Source organism: Ameyamaea chiangmaiensis (assembly GCF_013376175.1).
Taxonomy (GTDB): Bacteria; Pseudomonadota; Alphaproteobacteria; order Acetobacterales; family Acetobacteraceae; genus Ameyamaea; species Ameyamaea chiangmaiensis.
Map to the genome: position 1 here is coordinate 1 of NZ_JABXXR010000044.1, position 19564 is coordinate 19564.

General features: G+C 66.8%; 19 protein-coding genes. 6 read left to right on the forward strand and 13 right to left on the reverse strand.

Going from position 1 to position 19564, the window contains the following annotated elements; genetic code table 11:
* Positions 1-165 (forward strand): hypothetical protein (locus HUK82_RS07635; RefSeq protein WP_176613399.1); only part of this gene is annotated, 165 nt, incomplete at its 5' end.
* Between the two features lie 14 nt (positions 166-179).
* On the opposite strand, the gene HUK82_RS07640 is transcribed toward HUK82_RS07635, so the two are convergent.
* Positions 180-1397, reverse strand: a complete 1218-nt coding sequence (locus HUK82_RS07640; RefSeq protein WP_176613400.1) for an L-dopachrome tautomerase-related protein — start codon at positions 1395-1397, stop codon at positions 180-182.
* A gap of 103 nt (positions 1398-1500) precedes the next feature.
* Positions 1501-3147, reverse strand: a complete 1647-nt coding sequence (locus HUK82_RS07645) for an NAD(P)/FAD-dependent oxidoreductase (RefSeq protein ID WP_176613401.1) — start codon at positions 3145-3147, stop codon at positions 1501-1503.
* Between the two features lie 157 nt (positions 3148-3304).
* On the opposite strand from HUK82_RS07645, the gene HUK82_RS07650 reads away from it, so the two are divergent.
* From HUK82_RS07650 to HUK82_RS07660, 3 genes are all read left to right on the forward strand, one after another.
* On the forward strand, positions 3305-4282 hold the full coding sequence (locus HUK82_RS07650) for a cation diffusion facilitator family transporter (RefSeq protein ID WP_176613402.1): 978 nt from the start codon (positions 3305-3307) through the stop codon (positions 4280-4282).
* A gap of 2 nt (positions 4283-4284) precedes the next feature.
* Positions 4285-5199, forward strand: coding sequence for a cation diffusion facilitator family transporter (locus HUK82_RS07655; RefSeq protein ID WP_176613403.1), 915 nt, complete (start codon positions 4285-4287; stop codon positions 5197-5199).
* Between the two features lie 116 nt (positions 5200-5315).
* Positions 5316-6704 carry a chloride channel protein gene (locus tag HUK82_RS07660; protein ID WP_176613404.1) on the forward strand — a complete coding sequence of 463 codons (1389 nt, stop codon included), beginning with the start codon at positions 5316-5318 and terminating at the stop codon, positions 6702-6704.
* Positions 6705-6718: 14 nt separating this feature from the next.
* Here HUK82_RS07660 and HUK82_RS07665 read toward each other — a convergent pair whose 3' ends face one another.
* From HUK82_RS07665 to dapD, 6 genes are read right to left on the reverse strand one after another with little or no spacing between them, the layout of a single operon-like run.
* The gene (locus HUK82_RS07665) at positions 6719-7780 is read right to left on the reverse strand and encodes a WD40 repeat domain-containing protein (RefSeq protein WP_176613405.1); all 1062 of its coding nucleotides are present in this window, start codon (positions 7778-7780) and stop codon (positions 6719-6721) included.
* Entirely contained in the window at positions 7777-8775 is a 999-nt protein-coding gene (locus tag HUK82_RS07670; RefSeq protein ID WP_176613406.1) for a CobW family GTP-binding protein, read from the reverse strand. The genes HUK82_RS07665 and HUK82_RS07670 overlap by 4 nt, the downstream gene beginning before the upstream one ends.
* A complete protein-coding gene (locus HUK82_RS07675) occupies positions 8756-10096 on the reverse strand; it encodes an O-antigen ligase family protein (RefSeq protein WP_176613407.1) in 1341 nt (446 codons plus the stop codon). Before HUK82_RS07675 ends, HUK82_RS07670 begins: the two co-directional genes overlap by 20 nt.
* A gap of 11 nt (positions 10097-10107) precedes the next feature.
* A complete protein-coding gene (locus HUK82_RS07680) occupies positions 10108-10740 on the reverse strand; it encodes a hypothetical protein (protein WP_176613408.1) in 633 nt (210 codons plus the stop codon).
* Complete coding sequence (dapE, locus tag HUK82_RS07685; protein ID WP_176613409.1) at positions 10740-11894, reverse strand: succinyl-diaminopimelate desuccinylase; 1155 nt, start codon at positions 11892-11894, stop codon at positions 10740-10742. The genes HUK82_RS07680 and dapE overlap by 1 nt, the downstream gene beginning before the upstream one ends.
* 3 nt (positions 11895-11897) lie before the next feature.
* A complete protein-coding gene (gene dapD, locus HUK82_RS07690) occupies positions 11898-12743 on the reverse strand; it encodes a 2,3,4,5-tetrahydropyridine-2,6-dicarboxylate N-succinyltransferase (protein WP_176613410.1) in 846 nt (281 codons plus the stop codon).
* Positions 12744-12945: 202 nt separating this feature from the next.
* Between dapD and HUK82_RS07695 the strand changes: the two genes are divergently transcribed.
* Positions 12946-14328, forward strand: coding sequence for a GGDEF domain-containing protein (locus HUK82_RS07695; protein WP_176613411.1), 1383 nt, complete (start codon positions 12946-12948; stop codon positions 14326-14328).
* Between the two features lie 170 nt (positions 14329-14498).
* Entirely contained in the window at positions 14499-15329 is an 831-nt protein-coding gene (locus HUK82_RS07700; protein ID WP_176613412.1) for an SDR family NAD(P)-dependent oxidoreductase, read from the forward strand.
* Here HUK82_RS07700 and HUK82_RS07705 read toward each other — a convergent pair.
* From HUK82_RS07705 to HUK82_RS07725, 5 genes are all read right to left on the reverse strand, one after another.
* Positions 15287-16555 carry a cytochrome-c peroxidase gene (locus HUK82_RS07705; RefSeq protein WP_176613413.1) on the reverse strand — a complete coding sequence of 423 codons (1269 nt, stop codon included), beginning with the start codon at positions 16553-16555 and terminating at the stop codon, positions 15287-15289. The genes HUK82_RS07700 and HUK82_RS07705 overlap by 43 nt on opposite strands.
* Entirely contained in the window at positions 16527-16868 is a 342-nt protein-coding gene (gene uraH / locus HUK82_RS07710) for a hydroxyisourate hydrolase (protein ID WP_176613414.1), read from the reverse strand. The genes HUK82_RS07705 and uraH overlap by 29 nt, the downstream gene beginning before the upstream one ends.
* Positions 16868-17386 carry a 2-oxo-4-hydroxy-4-carboxy-5-ureidoimidazoline decarboxylase gene (gene uraD, locus HUK82_RS07715; protein WP_176613415.1) on the reverse strand — a complete coding sequence of 173 codons (519 nt, stop codon included), beginning with the start codon at positions 17384-17386 and terminating at the stop codon, positions 16868-16870. The genes uraH and uraD overlap by 1 nt, the downstream gene beginning before the upstream one ends.
* Positions 17383-18291, reverse strand: coding sequence for an allantoinase PuuE (gene puuE, locus HUK82_RS07720; RefSeq protein ID WP_176613416.1), 909 nt, complete (start codon positions 18289-18291; stop codon positions 17383-17385). The genes uraD and puuE overlap by 4 nt, the downstream gene beginning before the upstream one ends.
* Positions 18285-19564, reverse strand: a 1280-nt coding sequence (locus tag HUK82_RS07725; protein ID WP_176613417.1) for a gamma-glutamyltransferase family protein, incomplete at its 5' end; no start/stop codon positions are given. The genes puuE and HUK82_RS07725, both read right to left, overlap by 7 nt.

The window sequence follows — 19564 nt, forward strand, 5'->3', positions numbered from 1 at the left end:
CCCGCGCCGCTGGCGCTGCTGCGCGGACGTCACCGACGGCGTCTGCTGTTGCGCGCGCGCCGCACGATCGCCGTGCAGCCGATCGTGCGGCGGTGGCTGTCGATGGTGAAGACCGGCGGCAGCACACGGGTCGATGTCGATATCGACCCGGTGTCCTTTTTGTAAGGTTCAACTGCAGCTTATTTCGAGGCAGGTCCGTAGGCGGTCGCAGTGGCCGCGTCCGTCAGGGGAACCCGGATCAAATCGTAAGGCTCGACACGCATGTCCTTACCACCATTGAATGTGGCAAGGCGGTTCCACTGACCCAGCGTGCAATACACATAGCGTCCATCGACGAAGATTCCGTCCGGGGACAGGATTCGGGGGTCGCGCACGATCGTGGTGAAGGTGCCGTCCAATTCGCGGCGGAAGATCGCATCGTGTTCGAAATTGGTCGTGTAGAGGCGTCCCTGGTCGTCGGTTGCCAGCCCGTCCGCCACGCCCTTTTCGCCCTCGTCACGCACGGCTTTGGCCAGCACCCCGTCGTCGAGTGCAAAATTCGCGAGCGTTTCGGTTGGCAGGCTGTAGAGACGACGGCTGGTCAGCGCCGAATAATAGACCGTCCGGCTGTCCGGGCTGAGGGTGATGCCGTCGGCTCCACCCACGATAAAGGTCGGATGTTTGGGATCGTAGACCAGCGGGCGTCCCTCCACCACGGCCATGAACCCTGGCTCGGCATGGGTGGAGGGATGGTCGGCCAGAACCCGGCGCTGCCGCCCCGTCGCCAGATCGACCACGACCAGCGCGGGCGACGTGCCGAACGATGAGTCCGTCACGAACGCCGTTCCTTCCGCGCCATGGGTCAGGTCGATGCGCAGATCGTTCATGTGGCTGTCGGGCAGCAGCACGGGCGCCTTCAGGACCACCGTCTTGAAAATCGCGTTGGTCGCCGGATCGATGCCGACGACCTTGGCCGCCCCCTCCGGGATCGGGTGTCCGGCCCGTTTCCCGTCATCGATAAGCCAGAGGCGACCGCGCCGGTCCATCGTCATGCCATGGACCGAGATCAGCCGCTGCGCCGGCGCGCGGTCGGACGGCAGGCTCCACGCCGCATCGGGATACGGCACGATCCGACCGTCTTTCAGTTCCCCCAGCGTGGCGCCATCGTGATCGTTGGCATGGCGCGGAAAGCCGACGAACATCCGCTGGTCGGGCAGAACCACGATCCCGGACGGCCCCGGACCGGTGAAACGCGCCACGACCTCGAAATCGCCGATCGGGCCATAACCGCGATCGATGGTGACACCTTGCGAGGGCGGAAGCTCCGTCGCCGGGTCGGCGTGCGTGGCGGCCTTCGCGCGTGCCGCGGCGGCGATCGTGCCGCCCAGTCCCAGTCCCATCAGCAAGCGGCGCTTCATCGACGCACTCCCCCAGTTTCGGATCGATCCGACGATCATCAGGATCTAGACGGTCGATGCCACCATTCGTTTCAAACTATGTCTCATTTTGCTGCCGGGGGTGTCAGAGGGTGGCCTCCACACCGCACAGCGCCGTCGTCACCGCCTCGGCCATGCGGATGCCGTCGATACCGGCCGATAGGATCCCGCCCGCGTATCCGGCGCCCTCCCCGGCCGGATACAGGCCGGCCGTGTTCACGCTTTGCCCGTCCGGTCCACGCGGAATGCGCACGGGTGACGAGGTACGCGTCTCTACGGCGGTCATCACGGCGTCCTCCATCGCAAAGCCGTTCAGGCTGCGGGCGAAATGCGGAAGTGCTTCGCGAATCGCCTCGACCGCGAAATCCGGCAGACAGGTCGACAGGTCGGTGGGCGTCACACCCGGACGATAGGACGGCTCCACGGTGCCGAGCGCGGTGGACGCACGTCCGGCCAGAAAATCGCCGACCCTTTGCGCCGGCGCGTGATACGACCCGCCCCCCGCGACGAAGGCCTGGCGTTCCCAGTGCCGCTGGAAGGCAAGGCCGGCCAGCGGACCGTCGGGATAATCCCGCTCCGGCGTGACCTCGACCACGATCCCGGCGTTCGCATTGCGCTCGGCGCGCGAATACTGGCTCATGCCATTGGTGACGACCTGCCCCACCTCCGATGTGGCGGCGACAACCGTGCCGCCCGGACACATGCAGAAGGAATAGACGCCGCGACCATTGCTGGCCTTGTGGACCAGCTTGTAGTCCGCGGCCCCTAGTGCCGGGTGGCCGGCCTGCGGTCCGAACCGCGCCGCGTCGATGATCGACTGGGGATGCTCGATCCGCACGCCGATCGAGAACGGCTTGGCCTGCATCGCCACGCCCCGCGCGTGCAGCACCTCGAACGTGTCGCGCGCCGAATGGCCGACCGCCATGATCGCGTGCGTGGCCGCGAGGGTGGTTCCGTCCGACAGCACAAGCCCGGTCAGGCGACGCGCACCGGACACGTCCTGATCAATGACGAAATCCTCCACCCGCGTGCCGAACCGGTATTCGCCGCCCAATGCCTCGATCGACGCGCGAATGTGTTCGACCATGGAGACCAGCCTGAACGTGCCGATATGCGGCTTGGAGACGGTCAGGATTTCCTCCGGCGCACCGGCGCGGACGAATTCATCCATCAGCTTGCGCCCGTAATGGCGGGGATCGCTGACGCCGCTATAGAGCTTGCCGTCCGAGAACGTGCCCGCGCCCCCCTCGCCGAACTGCACGTTGCTCTCCGGCGTCAGTTCGCCGCGGCGCCACAGCGCGAACGTGTCCACCGTGCGTTCGCGCACCGGCTTGCCGCGCTCCAGCACGATGGGGCGCAGACCCATCTGGGCAAGGATGAGCGCGGCCATAAAGCCGCACGGGCCCGTCCCGATCACCACCGGCCGCACGAAACCCGGAGCGCCCGCGACCTCGCTGCCCCGGCTGGACACGGGTCGATACGTGGTATCGGGTGTGGGGCCGATTTTCGCGTTGCCAGCGAGGCGGGTCAGAACTTCGCCCTCGTCGGGAAGCCGGCAGTCGAGCGTATAGACAAACTCGATCGCGCCCCGCCGCCGCGCGTCGTAGCCCCGGCGGAACACCTGCACGGCCTGCACGTCGCCCTCGGCCACGCCCAGCCGCGCGCAGACGGCGGCACGAAGCGCCTCGGGGGCATGGTCGAGCGGCAGGCGGATTTCGGTCAGTCTGATCATGTCGTCGTGCAAGCGCGTCCCGGCACGCGCTGTCAAGCGTCATGACCACGCCAGGCGGTGTTTGGACGGTCGCGCAAGGCGAGCGGGATTTGGTAGGATAGGGTGTTCACGCCCGGCCCACTTCCCATTCACGCACGTTTTCGACACAAGGTGCCCGATGCACGACGCACATCATTCCCACGACGGGCACGACCATGCGCATCATCATGGCCACGACCATGGGCATGGCCATGCGCACGGGGGCCATGTTCACGCCCTCCCGTCCAGTTCGACGGCGTTCGCCATCGGCATCGCCCTCAACACCGCCTATCTTGCGGCGGAAACACTGTGGGGACTGTGGGGACATTCGCTCGCCCTGCTGGCTGACGCCGGGCACAACCTGTCCGATGTCCTGGCGCTCGCAGCGGCCTGGGGCGCCCAGACGCTGGGGCGGCGCGCGCCCAGCGCGCGTTTCACCTACGGTCTGCGCAAGTCGTCCATTCTCGTGGCGCTGGGCAACGCCATCGTCCTGATGCTGCTGACGGGCGGGATCGTGCTGGAGTCCATCGATCACCTGCTGCACCCCGTCGCCACGGGCGGCACAGTCGTGATGATCGTCGCGGCACTCGGAATCGTGGTGAACGGTGGCACGGCACTGCTGTTCGCGGCCGGCGCGAAAGAGGATCTGAACGTGGCCGGCGCCTTCGCCCACATGATGTCCGACGCCGTAATGTCGCTGGTCGTCGTCGCCGCGGGCGGCCTGATCTGGGCCACGGGATGGACATGGCTCGACCCGGCGGCGAGCATCGTCGTCTCGGTCGCGATCGTGGTGGCGACATGGTCGCTGCTCCGCCGTTCGCTCGATCTGGCCCTGGACGGAGTGCCGAAAGGCGTCGATCCGGCGGCCGTCGCCGACAGCCTGCGCGCCCTCCCCGGTGTCGCGGATCTGCACGACCTTCATATCTGGCCCCTGAGCACGACCGAGACCGCCCTGACCGCCCATCTGGTCCGCACCGGCGCGGGCGATGACGACGCGGTGCTGGCAGCCGCCAGCGGCATGCTCGCCCAGCGTTTTCGCATCGGGCACGCCACCTTGCAGGTCGAAAGCGTGGCCTGCGCGGCGGCCTGCGCGCTATCGCCCCCGGATGCCGTCTGACCATGCCCACCAGCCGCTTTCTCGACGGTCTCGACAAGAACGCGATCGCCTGGGGTAGCCTGGTCGCCAGTCTTCTGGTGCTCGGCCTGAAATACCTCGCCTGGCGTGTCACGGGGTCCATCGCCTTGCTGTCGGACGCGATCGAGACGATCATGAACGTGGTCGCGGCGATCACCGGTCTCTGGGCCCTGACCGTCGCCAGCCGGCCACCGGATGAAAACCACACCTATGGCCATCACAAAGCCGAATACCTGTCGGCGGTGGCCGAAGGCGTCATGGTGATCATCACCGCGCTGGTCATCGGGCGCGAGGCCTTCGAGGCGTGGCGCGCGCCGCGCCTGCCCGATGCCCCATGGCACGGTATCGCCTTCAACCTCGCCGGCGGCGTGATCAACCTGCTCTGGGCCGTGATCGTCATCCGCGCCGGACGGCGTCAGCGCTCCCCCGCCCTGAGCGCCGCTGGCGCGCACATCCTGTCGGACGTGTGGACGTCCCTTGCCCTGCTGGCCGGTGTCGCGCTGATGCCCATCACGCACTGGGCGCGTCTTGACGCCGTGCTGTCGTCGGTCGTGGCGCTGAATGTGCTGCGTGTCGGGTATGGGATGGTCAAGGCCTCGGTCTCCGGACTGATGGACGCAGCACCCGACGTCGCGACCCAGAGCGAAATCCGGTCGATCATCGCCACCAGCGCACGCGGCGCGATCGAGGCGCACGACCTGCGCGTGCGGATCGTCGGCGCCATGGCCTTCATCGAGTTCCACCTCGTGGTGCCGGGCACCATGAGTGTGGAGGAAAGCCACGGGATCTGCGACCGGATCGAGGCCGCCCTGCGTCGCGATATCGGCAACGCCCTGATCCACATCCATGTCGAACCCGACCGCAAGGCCAAGCACCGCGGCGTCATCGTCCTTGCCTGACCTCGGAGCGGGGCGCAGGGCAGGCTTACCCACCGCCGAGGGCTCGGGGCATAACAGGGATGGAACATTGGGCCCCACCCACGCTAGATGAAGATGAAACCCCGCGAAGCTCGAGCATGCGACCCGACATCAGCACCCTGAAGACTCCGCACCGTATTCGACACCTGCGCCGCTCAGCCCGTGTGAAGACGACGCACTGGCGCCGTACGCTGACGTACTGGGCGGCCGCCGTCATCGTCGGCGTGGTGTCGGTGTGCTTCGCACTGGCCGCCGACAAGGCGATGGAACTGCGCCACCGGCTGGTGGACTGGGATCCGTGGGTGATGCTCGCGCTGACGCCGGCGGGCCTCGCCCTGATCACCTGGGTAACCCGCACCTGGTTTCGCGGCGCGCAGGGCAGCGGCATCCCCCAGGCGATCGCCTGCCTTCATTTCGAACGTATCGAGACGATCAACCGTGTGCTGTCCCTGCGGATCGCCGCTGCCAAGTTCATGCTGACCCTGCTCGGCCTGTTCTGCGGCGCTTCCATCGGCCGCGAAGGGCCGTCGGTACAGGTCGGCGCCGCCATCATGCATGCCTTCGGGCGCCGCGTGCTCAAGCTCGGCGACCTGCGCGCCCACCGCAGCCTGATCCTCGCCGGCGGGGCGGCCGGTGTGTCGGCCGCGTTCAACACGCCGCTCGGCGGCATCGTCTTCGCGATCGAGGAACTCGCCCATTCGTTTGAGCAACGCACGTCGGGCACGGTTCTGACCGGCGTCATTCTGTCGGGTGTCACCGCCATCGCGCTGGTCGGCAACTACACCTACTTCGGCCACACCGATGTCGATGTGCCGATCGGCATCAGCTGGATGGCCGTGTTGACCTGCGGGCTGATCGGCGGCGTGGCGGGCGGGTGCTTCTCGTCCCTGCTGATCCGGGTCTCGGCCGGCCTGCCTGGGCGCGTGGGCAAGTTCGTCATGGATCATCCTGTCGGCTTCGCGGCCCTCTGCGGTCTTGCCTTGGCCATTCTCGGCCTTGCCTCGGGCGGCATGACCTATGGCACGGGCTATATCGAGGCGCGGGAGATCATCTCGGGCGAAGTGCATTATTCGGCGACGTTCTTCGTGCTGAAGTTCGTGGCGACCGTCATTTCTTACTGCTCCGGCATTCCCGGCGGCATCTTCGCGCCGTCCTTGGCCGTGGGGGCGGGGATCGGAGGCTGGATCGAGCATTTCCTGCCGCACACCGTTCCCGGCGCGGTAGTGCTTTTGGGCACCGTGGCCTATTTCTCGGCCGTGGTGCAGGCGCCGCTGACCGCCACGGTCATCGTAATGGAAATGTGCGACAACCAGCAGGTAACGCTGGCGCTTCTGGCCACGTCCTTTCTGGCCTTCGGCGTGTCGCGCACCATTTGCCCGCACCCGCTCTACGGTTCGCTGGCCGACCGCTTCCTGTCGGCCGCCGAACCGCCGCGACCCATTCCCCCCGCGCCCCCCCTGCCCGAGCCGGACAGCAAGGCGGCCTGAGACCGGCGTCGATCTCAGCGCGCGCTGAGGTCGACCACCGCCGCCGTCCCGCCTTCGGTGCCGAAGGCCAGCCATCCGCCGTCGAGGCTGAAACACAGCGACGTCACGGCCCCGCGCCCGGGCTCGCAAATCGGCAACACCCGTTGAGAGCCGATTTCGGCCAGCACCACCATGCCATTGTCATAACCCGCTGCCACCAGATCATGCTGCGGATGGCACGCCACGCGCGTGCAGAACACACCATCCACCCGCGCGAGCTCCGTCGGAGCCTTGCCCATCGGACCGCCGCCGGTAAACGGCCACAGCACCACGGCATCGGCGCCCGACGTCACGAGCCATTTGCCACCGCGCGAGAACGCCATGGAGCGCACTTTCTGCGGATAACCACTCATGCGCATGTTGTGGCCGTCCGACAGACGCCAGCCGTGCAGGTCGTTCTCCTGCATCGACGAGACAAGCGCCTCGCCCTCCGGATGAAGGACGACGCCGATATGACTGCCCTTCCACACCAGCTCACGCGGGGTGTCGACCTTCGCGTTGACGAACCACAGCGACGCACCGTTGTAGTGCGACGCCGCGATCCGCTTGCCCTTGGCGTCGAAGACAACGCCACTGACCGTGGACGGGTGCTCCAGCACCTTCAGGACACGCTCGCCGGAACCATCGCGCAGTTCGACCTGCTTGCCCGACGCGGACAGGATAAGGCCCGACTTCGCCTCGCCCTTCGCGTTGACCCAGGCCTGCACATGTTCGACCCAGCGACGACCACGCGCGATCTGCGTCACCGTGCCGTCTGCCGCCACCCGGCGCAGGGCATTGTCGTCACCGCCGGTCAGAAAGCCCGTCGGTGCCGCGTCGGCCGCGATCGACAGAACCGCGCCGTCATGGACCGGCACAGTCGTCCAGTCAGCGTCGTTGCCAGCCGTCCGGGCCACGAGCGTCACGTCGCCGGCCGCGGTGGCAAAGGCCGCCATGCGCCCGTCGCGCGCGATCGCACAGCCGATCACATGCTCGCCCAACTGCCGCTCGGCACCCCGTTCGGCGAGGATGCCACTCTCCATCGTCATGTCGCTCATCCGGCGCGGCAGCTCTCGAAGCCACGACGCAGGCGCGGGCGGTTGAGCTTGCGCCCGATCAGCACCAGCCGCGATTCCCGCGGCTCGCCTTCTTTCCACGGCCCGATAAAGTCGCCGTCAGCCATCATGTGAACCGCCTGAAACGCAAAGCGGCGGTCCTCGCCCGCGTAGTTCAGGATGCCCTTGGCACGCAGGATATCCGCCCCCTGCTCCTGCAGCAGCGCGCCGATCCAGGCCTGAAAACGCGCGGCGTCGAGCGGTTCCGACACGGTGAACGACACACTGCTGACGTCGTCGTCATGCTCATGGCTGCTGTCCTCGAGGAAATCGGGCACGCGGGCCAGGGCACGCTCCAGATCGAAACCGCCCTGGTCGAGAATATCGGTCAGTTGCACATTGCCCCGCTGCGCTCGATGAACCGGCGCGTTTGCGTTGATGCGCCGGATCCGGGCCTCGATCGCCTCAAGTCCGGCCTCATCGACCAGATCGGTCTTGTTGAGGATGATCACGTCAGCAAAGGCGATCTGGTTCGTCGCCTCGGGGCTTTCGGCCAGGGTGGTCAGGACGTTGCATGCGTCGACGACGGTGACCACGGCATCGAGGCGGGTCTTCGCACGCACGTCCTCATCGACGAAAAACGTCTGCGCGACGGGGGCCGGGTCGGCCAGGCCGGTCGTCTCGACGATGATGCCGTCGAAACGGCCGCGCCGCTTCATCAGGCTGCCCAGAATACGGATCAGGTCGCCCCGCACGGTGCAGCAGATGCACCCGTTGTTCATCTCGAACACTTCCTCGTCCGCATCGACGACCAAGTCGTTGTCCACGCCAAGCTCGCCGAACTCGTTGATCACGACGGCGTAGGTACGGCCGTGTTCGGCGGTCAGGATATGATTGAGCAGCGTCGTCTTGCCCGCCCCCAGAAAGCCGGTCAGCACCGTCACCGGAACCAGAGCGCCTGCCCCCCGGGCTTGCGTTTCAGCGATGGTCTCGGACATGTTCTCTTCCCTCCGTCTGCTCGGCCTGCGCAGCCATATAGGCATTATACTCGCCCAGTCCCAGCCCCAGCAGCATGAACGCCCATCCACCCAGCGGCATGTTGGTGAACGCGGAGGACGAGGCCAGCGGCCACTCCTGGATCAGAACCGCGACGAACAGTCCGACCCGCCATGCGCGCGTTGTCGCCGCCTGCCGTCCGTCCCCCAGACCGCGCGCCAGCGTCGTAAGCCAGGCGGCCACCATCGCCGCGAACAGGATCAGGCCCGGTACGCCGGAATCGCTTAACGCCTGCAGGTAGTGATTATGGGCATGCTGCACGCAGATCCCGGCGCCGCCCCCGTCCGGCCGTGTGCCGAACGGGCCCGGCGCGAAGAACCTCGGGTCGGCGCAGAAGTAGCGGAACGCATCGAAGCCAAGGCCGGTCAGCGGATTTGCCCCCGCCATGACCAGCACCCGATCGTAAATCAGGCCGTAATGCGATGCCGCGAAGTCGGACATCTGCGCACGAAACTTCATCACCAGATGGAAAAAGGCGGCTGGCCGCGCAACCGACAGGGCACCGACCAGCAACGGCACGCAGGCCAGCACCCCCAGTGCCGGACCACGCAATTCGCGCAGGATCAAGGCGCCGGCCAGCAACCCCATCCCGGTCAGCAGCAACGGCATGCGTTGTCCCGCCAGTACCATGACGCCGCATCCGGCAAGAAGCACGGCCGCCGTGGCCATCCAGCGGGGCGCCGCGCGATGCACGCGCGCGCGGATCAGGGCACAGGCCAGAAACGCCACGGGGGGCAACAGCCGCGAGAGGGGGGCGGCCGCCCGGGGCTCGCGATAGGGGCCGGTCAGGGTGCCGTCCGGCGGCGGCACGTCGCCGAACATGTTGAACCCGGCAACCGCCTGAAACACGATCTGTAGTGCGATATACACCGCGCATCCCGACACGATCACGGCCATCCACCGCCGCATGCGCGCATCACGCAAGGTCCAGCACGACAGGGCGGCGACCATCACCGGAAACCGTACCAGCATCACGGCCTGCAGGAACGACTCTCCGCCGGTACCCATCCCCGCGAACGGCAGGCTGCACAGCACGGTCCAGACCCACCAGAGCACGGACGCCGCGAACCACGGCGACCGGCTCCACCACCAGTCGCCCAGCATCGCCGATCGCAGCAGAAAAACGACCGCCAGGCCGTCGATCAGGCCTTCCGCAACACCGCGCCAATGCGTCAGGAACAGCGGCAGACACAGGGTGGCCCATTGCCCCACTCGGTCGAGCAAAGGCGCCGCTCGCCAATCGGACGCGGTGCCACCCCGCATGGCGCTCAGCCTCAACGGCCCCGACGTTGAAGCGACGTCAGCAGATCATGCCAGGCGTCATAGTGCGGCGGCAGCAGCAGCGCCAGGGCGTCGAGCGCAAGAAGGGCGAACAGCACGCTCAGAACGAGCGTCAGCGATTGCCAACCCCCCAGACCAAGGCCCGTTCTGGCAACGAACCAGCGTAGCCAGAATTCATAGGTCTTGGACGCGATGATAATGCCGATCACCAATGCCGGGGCCATCAGGCTCGACAAAAGCGCCAGACACAGCATCAACGCCACCACGAACACGAACAGCGTCAGCCAGTCACACCACAGAGACGCGGTGGCATAGCGCAGCCACCGGTCCTCGCGCCCCCACAGAACCGCAAGCCGGTGGGTGACGACAGGCGGCAGAAGCACGCCACACAGCAGCAGCAGCGCCTTCGTCAGGTTCATCGCGCCTGGCGACTGCGCCAGCATCAGAACGGAAATGACGATCTGCCACGCCAGCTGCGGCGCCAGCGCATTGAGGAAGGCGTCGACCGTCCCGCCGAAAAACCCCATGCCGGAGGCACTGCCACGGCCCAGCAGCATCATGCCGCGCACGATATCGCCTACCCCGCCGCGCGGGCCACCGGAGCGCCCGGAATTCCTGCCCGCCATCACGCCATGAGCCTTTCGAGAAAATCGTCGTAGATCGCGGTCAACGCAACCAGATCCTCAATGGCGACGTGTTCGTCCGCCTTGTGCATGCTTGCACCCACCAGACCGAATTCCGCCACCGCGCAGTATTGCGCAACAAAGCGCGCGTCCGACGTACCCCCGCCGGTGTCCAGTGCGGGACGGCGCCCGGTCACACGCTCGACCGCGTCGGCAAGAAGGCCGACCTCCGCGCCCGCCTCAGTCCGAAACGCCTCGCCGCTGATGCGGCTCTCGACGCGCGCGCGGGGCGCGTACTGGCGGCATACCGTCTCGACCCATCCGGCGAGCGACGCGCCGGTGTGCAGGTCGTTGAAGCGGATGTTGACCGCCGCGCTGGCGCAGGAGGGGATGACGTTGGTGGCTGTGTTCCCGACATCAACGCTGGTCACCTGCAGCGAGGACGGCTGGAACCACGGTGTGCCGTCGTCCAATGGACGCGCGGTCAGCGCGCCGAGGATGGCCAGCAGCCGGTGCACCGGGTTGTCGGCCCGGTCCGGATAGGCCACGTGCCCCTGAACACCCTCGACCTCGATCCGCAGATTGATGCTGCCCCGCCGGCCGACCTTGATCATGTCCCCCATGCACGTGGGGTTGGTGGGCTCGCCCACTACGCAAAAATCGGGGATGTGGCCGTGCGCGGCCATCCATTCCAGCACCTTGACGGTGCCAAAACGCGCCGGCCCTTCCTCGTCCCCGGTCAGCAGCAGACTGATGGAACCGCGCGGTGTCCCATGGCGGGACAGATAGGCCTCGGCGGCGGCGACAAAGGCCGCGATGCCGCCTTTCATGTCACACGCACCCCGGCCGTACACACGTCCGTCGCGCACCGTGCCGTCGAATGGACCGGTGCTCCAAGCCGCATCGCCGGGGGGCACGACATCCGTGTGACCGGCAAAGCACAGATGGGGCGCGCCGCGACCCAGACGCGCAAACAGGTTAGGCGTCAAAGCCTCGCCCTCGCCGAATGGCAGGGCGAACACCTCGAACCCCGACGCCGCCAGTCGATCGGCCAGCAGCCCCTGTGCACCGGAACGATCCGGCGTCACCGACGCGTTGCGGATCAGCGCACGCGCCAGTTCGACCGCGACGGACAACGAGGACATGGCGTCTGCCATTCCTCAGTCGCGCAGCAGTTCGTTGATGGACGTCTTCGAACGCGTGCGCTCGTCCACGCGCTTGACGATCACCGCACACGCGAGGGACGGCGCCGGGGACCCGTCCGGCAGCGTGCGCGTCGACGGCAGCGTGCCGGGGATGACCACGGAATAGGCCGGCACACGGCCGACAAACACTTCGCCCGTCTCCCGGTCGATGATCTTGGTCGAGGCACCGAGGAACACGCCCATCGACAGCACCGATCCGCGCTCGACGACCACACCTTCGGCAACCTCGGATCGCGCGCCGATGAAGCAGTCGTCCTCGATGATGACGGGTGCGGCCTGCAAAGGCTCCAGCACCCCGCCGATGCCGACGCCGCCGCTGATGTGACAGTTGCGGCCGATCTGTGCGCATGACCCGACCGTGGACCACGTGTCGATCATCGTTCCCGACGCGACATACGCGCCCAGGTTGACGAAGCTGGGCATCAGCACCACGCCCGGCTCGATGTGCGCGGAATAGCGGACGACGGCGCCGGGCACGACGCGGCTGCCGGCGGCCTCGAACTGCGACTGGCCCCAGTCGGCGAACTTCAGCGGCACCTTGTCGTAGGCCGGCGCACCGGCCGCCGCGCCTGCGATCGGCGCGCTGTCAGACAGACGGAACGACATCAGCACCGCCTTCTTCAGCCATTCGTTGACCACCCACCCCGCCTCGGTCGGCGATGCCACGCGCAGTCGCCCCGAATCGAGCGCCGCCAGCGCCGCATCCACGGCGGCACGATCGTCGCCTTTCGTGGCGGGTGACAGTTCCGCGCGGCGCTCCCACACAGCATTGATCCGGGCGCGGAGAATATCGTCGGTCATGAAAGTGCGAAGTCCTTGGACGGAGGGAGACGCGGCAGCGCGGGCTCACGGCGTAAAATGACAGGTGATCCACGACACGCGCGGACACTGCCGGACCATGGGCACGGCGGCCCCGCATGTCAACGCAGAGCTCCATGCGGAAATACGCGCGATCGTCCCGCTGATTAATCGTTCGGCAACCAATTGGGCCTAACCCCATCACATGACCGGCCCTTCACCGACAACCGCGTTCTCCCCCGCCCCCGTGGCCCCGACAACCGGCGATGGCTGGCATCGGCTTGCCGTCGGTATCGCCGATCTCGTGTTCGAGACCGATCGCGGTGGCCGGCTGTCGCGGATCGAGCCGGACGGTGCGCTCGGCCACCGGCAGCAGGCGGTACAGGGGCTGTCCGCCGCGCAGATCCTGCTGGCACCCGATCAGCCTGTCGCCGCGGCCATGATGCAGACACGGCGCCCGGCACCACGCCAGCTTGTTCGCTGCCGGGACGCGGACGGACACACCTGCCGTGCCATGCTGAGCGTCACACCGTTCAGGGACGCCGCCGGTGTGCAGCAGGGTAATCGTGGCATCATGGTCCTTCTTCCGGACGCCCCCGCAGCACAGTCCGCAAGCCTGACACACGCGCGCATGCTGACGCAGATCGGCGGTTGCATGCGCGGCGCGCTTCTGCCGCGTCGCGGTATCGAACCCGCGCTGCGCACGCTGGCAACAACGCTGGGGGCAACCTTCGCCAGCCTGCGTAACGAACCCGATTTCACAGAATCGCCGGAGCCAAATGGCGCGGAAGCCCCGCTCCACCACCCGAACACGATCCTGGAACAGACGGGCGAGGCGGGACAGGCCACCCCGCGCATCACCTCGGAGAGTACGCGGTTTCGAAACGAACACGCCGTTCTGGCCGAGGACCCGCACGGCAGCCTTATCATCGTGCGCCTGCGCGTGCGGTGCGCGGGAACACTCGAACTCCGGCTGCAACGCCCCGAGCGGGGCGTTTGGGACGAAACCGTGGCGTTGGTCGCCTTTTCGGCCCTGTCCGTAATCGCGACCGTGCTGGAACTCGATCTCGTCGTGACCGAGTTACTCAACGACGCGCGCTTTGACGTCCTGACCGGTGCGCTGAACGAACGAGGCTTCATTGAATATGTCAGCCGCACCCTGCCGCGCCTTGACCAGCGCCATCTCCCCGCCACCCTTATGCTGGTCGCGGTGGACGGGTTAGGTGCGTTCAACGAGGCCAACGGTCTCGATGCCGGAGACCTTGCCCTTCGGGAACTGATCCGCATCCTGCGCGAGATCGTACGTCCGGCCGATGTGCTGGGACGCGTCGGGGGTGACACCGTCGCCATCTGGCTGGAGACGGCCGACCAGTTCACCGTCTCCGAACGGGCCGATCAGATCTGCCGTCACGGTCTGCCGATGATGCTCGACACCGCGCACAGGCTGAACCTGTCGATCGGCTTTTCGACACGCGCGCCGGACAGCCACGAGCCACTGGAGTCCATGTTTGAACGCGCGCGCCTCGCCCTGCGGGCCACGAAAGCGGCGGGCGGCAATCGCTGGAAACACGGCCTGGAGGGACACTGATCCGGGGCATCCGAACACTCGTCCCTCCCGTGCACGCCGAGTATGCGAACGCACAGAGGTTGTGCTGCCGGACCTCGGCCACCGAGACCCTAAGCCACACCGCCGCGGGTTGACAGGCCCACTGCATTGTCGCCTTCCTCCTGCACCGTTTTCCTGTCTAGGTGCTGCGCATGCCCTTTTCGTCCCGCTCCAGCACATCGACCGCACGTCTGGCGGTTCTTACCGGTGCGTCCGGCGGGATCGGCCGCGCCCTGATACCGCATCTGAAAGCCGCCGGGTTCGAGATCGCGGCCTTCGTGCGGCCCGAAACGCCGTTCGACGAGGCCGGTGTCCTCCGCGTCGACGCAGACCTGTCGGCAGTGGCCAGCATCGATGCCGCCTGCGCCATCATCAGGGCATGGGAGCGGCCGGTGCATCTGCTGGTTCACTGCGCCGGGGTGATTCATCCCTCCACCGTGGCCGCGCTCAAGGCAGAGCAGGTCGAGCACGAAATCGCCATCAACCTGACCGCGCCCGCCGTGCTGACCACCGGGCTGCTGCCGCTCATGCCGGCCGGCGCGCACATCGTGTTCGTCAACTCGATGGCTGGCGCACTCGCCCTACCCGGCGCCGGACTCTACAGCGCGACGAAATTCGGCCTGCGCGCGCTCGCCCTGTCTCTGGGCGCCGAACTCCGGCCGCGCGCCATTCGCGTCTCCTCGATCTTTCCCGGCGCGGTCGAAACGCCCATGTTCGCGCGCGAAATGTCCGAGGGCGGCTCGATACTGAATTTCGTCAGCCCACCCGTCAGCGCAGATGCCATGGCGCGCCGCATTGCCCGCCTGTGCACCCATCCCCGAACCGAGACGTTCCCCAGCCGCAGCGACGGCGTGTTTGCCAATCTGTGCCTTGCGATGCCGTGCCTGCTGCGCGCCGCGATGCCGATCCTGCTCTGGGTTGGGCGCCGGGGGCAGACGCGCTATCGGTCGCGCGCTCCGTCCCCGGGCGTGGACGTGTCGTAACGCTGACGTTTGACGTCGTAGCCATCCGTCAGCGTGCCGAGAAAGGCCACGATATCATCGATGTCGCGGTCGTTCGCCACCGGGCGGGCACCCGGTTTCTGGTTCGTGAACGGCATGTCGGCGTGATCGACATTGGTGCGCAACGCCGGCGGCAGATCGTTATAGCGCGGCGCCTTTGCGTACCAGCGACGCGGCGTGATATCGCGCGTGAAGTAAAACGCCACCGCATCCCGTAGCCGGGTAAAGCGTCCATTGTGAAAAAACACGTGTCGGCTTGCCACGTTCCGTAGCGTCGGCGTGATGAACAGGCCGCAAAACTGTGCGTTTCCCGCTGCCCGTGCCGGGGTCAGATCAGTGCGCAGCGGACCGCACAACCCCATGTCGTAGCCACCATAGGGCCGATAATCGATCGTGTCGTTACGGGGCACGCCAAGGGCACGGAAGAAGAAATCGGTAAACTGGCCCGACGACATGCTGCCCCCCGCGCCCGGCCCGACCCCGGCGGTGTGACAGGCGGCGCAATTCGCGCGCTCGGGGTCATTGAACAGGGCCATGCCGCGTGCCTGCGCCGGCGTCAACGTCGCAAGGCCGCGCGTGTAGTAATCATACTGGCTGGTATAAGCATGGAAACTCGCATCCTCATGCTGATATGCCTGAAGCGCCAGACCAATCGCACCGAACGCCCTGTCCGTACGGCCAAAAATATCGGCACCGAAAACCGCCGTGAAACGATCCCGATAGCGTGGTATCCCCCGGACACGGTCGACGAGTTCCGCGGCATCCTTGTTCGCCATTTCAAACGATTGCAGAAGCGGGACCAGGGACTGCGCGGCGATATCAGGTTTGCGACCGTCCCAGTCATGGCCCCCACCGGGGGCGCTTTGCGATCCATCAGGATTTTCCAGAGCAATGTCAAAATCCGGGACCTCGTCCTTGTAGGTCAGGGTCGGAACCGCCCGGACACCCGACAGATGGCCGTCTAGCCCCCCGCGCTGCACTGCGAAATCGTTGCTGGGCGCATAGTGATTGGCGGGGTCATGACACGACGCGCACGACATGCGCCCCGATGCCGACAGGACTGGATCGCGGAACAACGCCTTCCCCAGTTCCGCCCGAGGCGACAGGGCCACTGCGGCAGCCCGGGCACGGCCATCGATCGCAACGCCTGTCACCAGCAGCAGCGCGACCGCTGCCGCCTCAGGAGCCCCGATACGTCGAAAAACCATAAGGCGAAACCAGCAAGGGAACGTGGTAATGGGCACGCCCACCCTCGGCAATACCGAAACAGATCGGCACGATCTCAAGAAACGGCGGATCGTCAAGCACAACGCCGCGCGCCTGGAAATAGGGCGCGACGGCGAACTCCAGCCGATACCGACCCGCCGCGAGAGAGGCAATCCGTGCAAGCTCCGGACAACGCCCATCGGCATTCGTCTCACCGTCAAACAACTGTCCGCCGTCGCCGTGAAGCCAGAGCCGCACGCCCCGGGCCGGAACGCCCGCGACAAGATCGAGCACATGCGTCGACAACGTCGCCATCACACCCCCACCGTTGAGAGATGATCCTTCAGACGCAGCCCGGCGATATGGCCAATCTGCTCAAGCGCTGTATGCAGTTCCTGCACCGGCGACAGGGTCAGGCGATGCTCCATGGCCACGAGGATACCCGCCTTGTCGGTCAGACGCACGCAGATCACGAACGGCATGTCGAATTTTTCGCGATAAGCGGCGTTGAGCGCCGAAAAACGCGCGAATTCCTCGGGCAACAAACGATCCAGACCCGCCGATCGCTGCTCCTCGCGGGAGGCCTGCGTAAGATCGGGGTCCACACCCACCCGGCGCGCCAGTTCCGGATGCGCACGCACCAGCGCGCGTTGTGCCGCCTCCCCCGCCTGTGCCACCACATCGTTCATCGCGGCGATCATCGCCTCGGCATCGGAAAACGGTCTTGCGGACGCAGCCCCCTCGGCCACCCACGGCGAGTGCTCATACAAGGTGCCGAACGCGTCAATGAAGGCCTCCGGGCCGAGCGCGTTGACTTTGTCCATCGCCGTCATGGGGGATGCTCCGCCAGCCAGTGGCGCGCGATGTCGATGCGACGCGCGACCCAGACGCGATCGTGGCCGCGAATATGATCGAGGAAGCGCGCGACCGCCCGCGCCCTTCCCGGACGTCCGGCCACACGGCAATGAAGCCCGACCGACATCATTTTGGGTGCCGACGCACCCTCTTCGTACAAAGCGTCGAACGTATCGCGCAGATAGCGGAAAAACTGCTCGCCTTCGGTAAAACCGTTGATCGCGACGAACCGCATGTCATTGGCGTCGAGCGTGTAGGGCACGACCAACTGCGCGCGACCATGCCGGCGATCGTAATACGGCAAGTCGTCGGCATAGGAGTCCGCGTCGTAGACGAAGCCGCCCTCCTGCGCCACGAGGCGCGCGGTGTTGGGGCTGGTCCGCCCCTGATACCAGCCCAGGGGACGCGCGCCCGTCAGACGTGTGTGCAGGGCGATCGCGTCGCGGATGTGGGCGACCTCGACGGCTTCAGGCACGTCCTGATAATCGATCCAGCGCAGACCGTGCGAGGCGATTTCCCACCCCGCCCCCTGCATGGCCGCAACGGCGTCGGGGTTGCGGGCCATCGCCTGCGCGACACCGAAGACCGTCAGCGGCAGGCCGCGTTCGACAAACAGCCGATGGAGCCGCCAGAAACCGGACCGCGCGCCATATTCGTACAGACTTTCCATCGCCATGGCCCGCGCGCCCGACACAGACCGCGCGCCAATCATCTCCGACAGAAACGCCTCCGACCCTGCATCTCCGTGCAGGACCGCGTTCTCGGCACCTTCTTCGTAATTCAGGACGAACTGGACGGCGACCCGTGCCGCGCCCGGCCAGCGCGGATCGGGCGGATGCGCGCCATAGCCCACCATGTCCCGTGGATAGGTGCCCTCTACCATGCCGCCACACTCCCGTCACTGCGCGGGTCGGTCGCACCTTCCAGAACGCCGCTGGCATGCCGCACGACCGCACCCGCATGGCCCATCAGGGATGTGAACGGCGCCACGCGCTCCATCGCGTGTCCCGCGGCCTGCAATTGCGTGATGACGTCCGGCGCGAAACGATCCTCATACTTCAAGGAAATGCTGTCCTGCCCCCATGTGCGGCCAAGCAGCCAGCGCGGCGCGGTGACCGCATCCTGCAAGCCCATGCCATGCCAGACATAACGGGAGAACAGCGCCGCCTGCGTCTGCGGCTGCCCCTCCCCGCCCATGGTGCCATAGACCATCACGCGCCCGTCCTTCAGCCGGGCCCCGGCGGGATTGAGCGTGTGAAACGGCTGGCGCCCCGGCCGCAGGGCGTTCCAACCCTCATCCACCAGACGAAAACTCGCGCCCCGGTTCTGCCACACGATACCGGTCCGGGGCAGAACGACCCCCGACCCGAATTCGAAATACGTGCTCTGGATCATCGACACCGCGAGACCGTCACTGTCGATCGCGCCCAGCCAGACCGTGTCGCCGGGATGATCACGCTGCGGCCACGGCGCGGCGCGGGCCATGTCGATGTTGGCCGCCATGCCGTCGATCACCGCGGGGTCGTTCAGAATGGCCTGCGCCGGCGTCTGCATGAACGCTGGGTCACCAACGTCGGCGTCCCGGACCGCAAACGCCTGCTTGGTCGCTTCGACCAGGGCATGAATATGGGTGAAGTCCTCGCCCTGCCCTTTGGCCAGTCGGTCCGCGATGCCCAGAATCAGCAGCGACGCGAGGCCCTGCGTGGGCGGCGGCGCGTTGAACAGCCGCGCACCACTGATCGCCAGTTCGAGCGCCGGGACGACCCGCGCGCCATGGGTGGTGAAATCACCCTCGACCAGCGGGCTGCCCACGGCGGCCAGATCAGCCACGACATCGGCCAGAACGGCACCGTCATAAAAATCGGCTAGCCCATCCCGCGCCAGTCGCTCGAGGGTCCGTGCAAGCATCGGATTGCGGAACACATCCCCCTCACGCAGGGGATGTCCATCCGGCATGAACAGGGCGGCATAACCGGGCACATGCGCAAGTTCGGAAGCCTTGTCCCGTGCCAGCCGCGCGTGGCCGGCGGTCACGACGCTGCCTGCCCGCGCATGATGGATGGCGTCGCGTAACAGGCGCGCCAGCGGCAGCGCGGGACGCACGCTTTCACTCAAGCGCAGCGCCGCGTCCCAGCCCGACAGCGTCCCGGCCACCG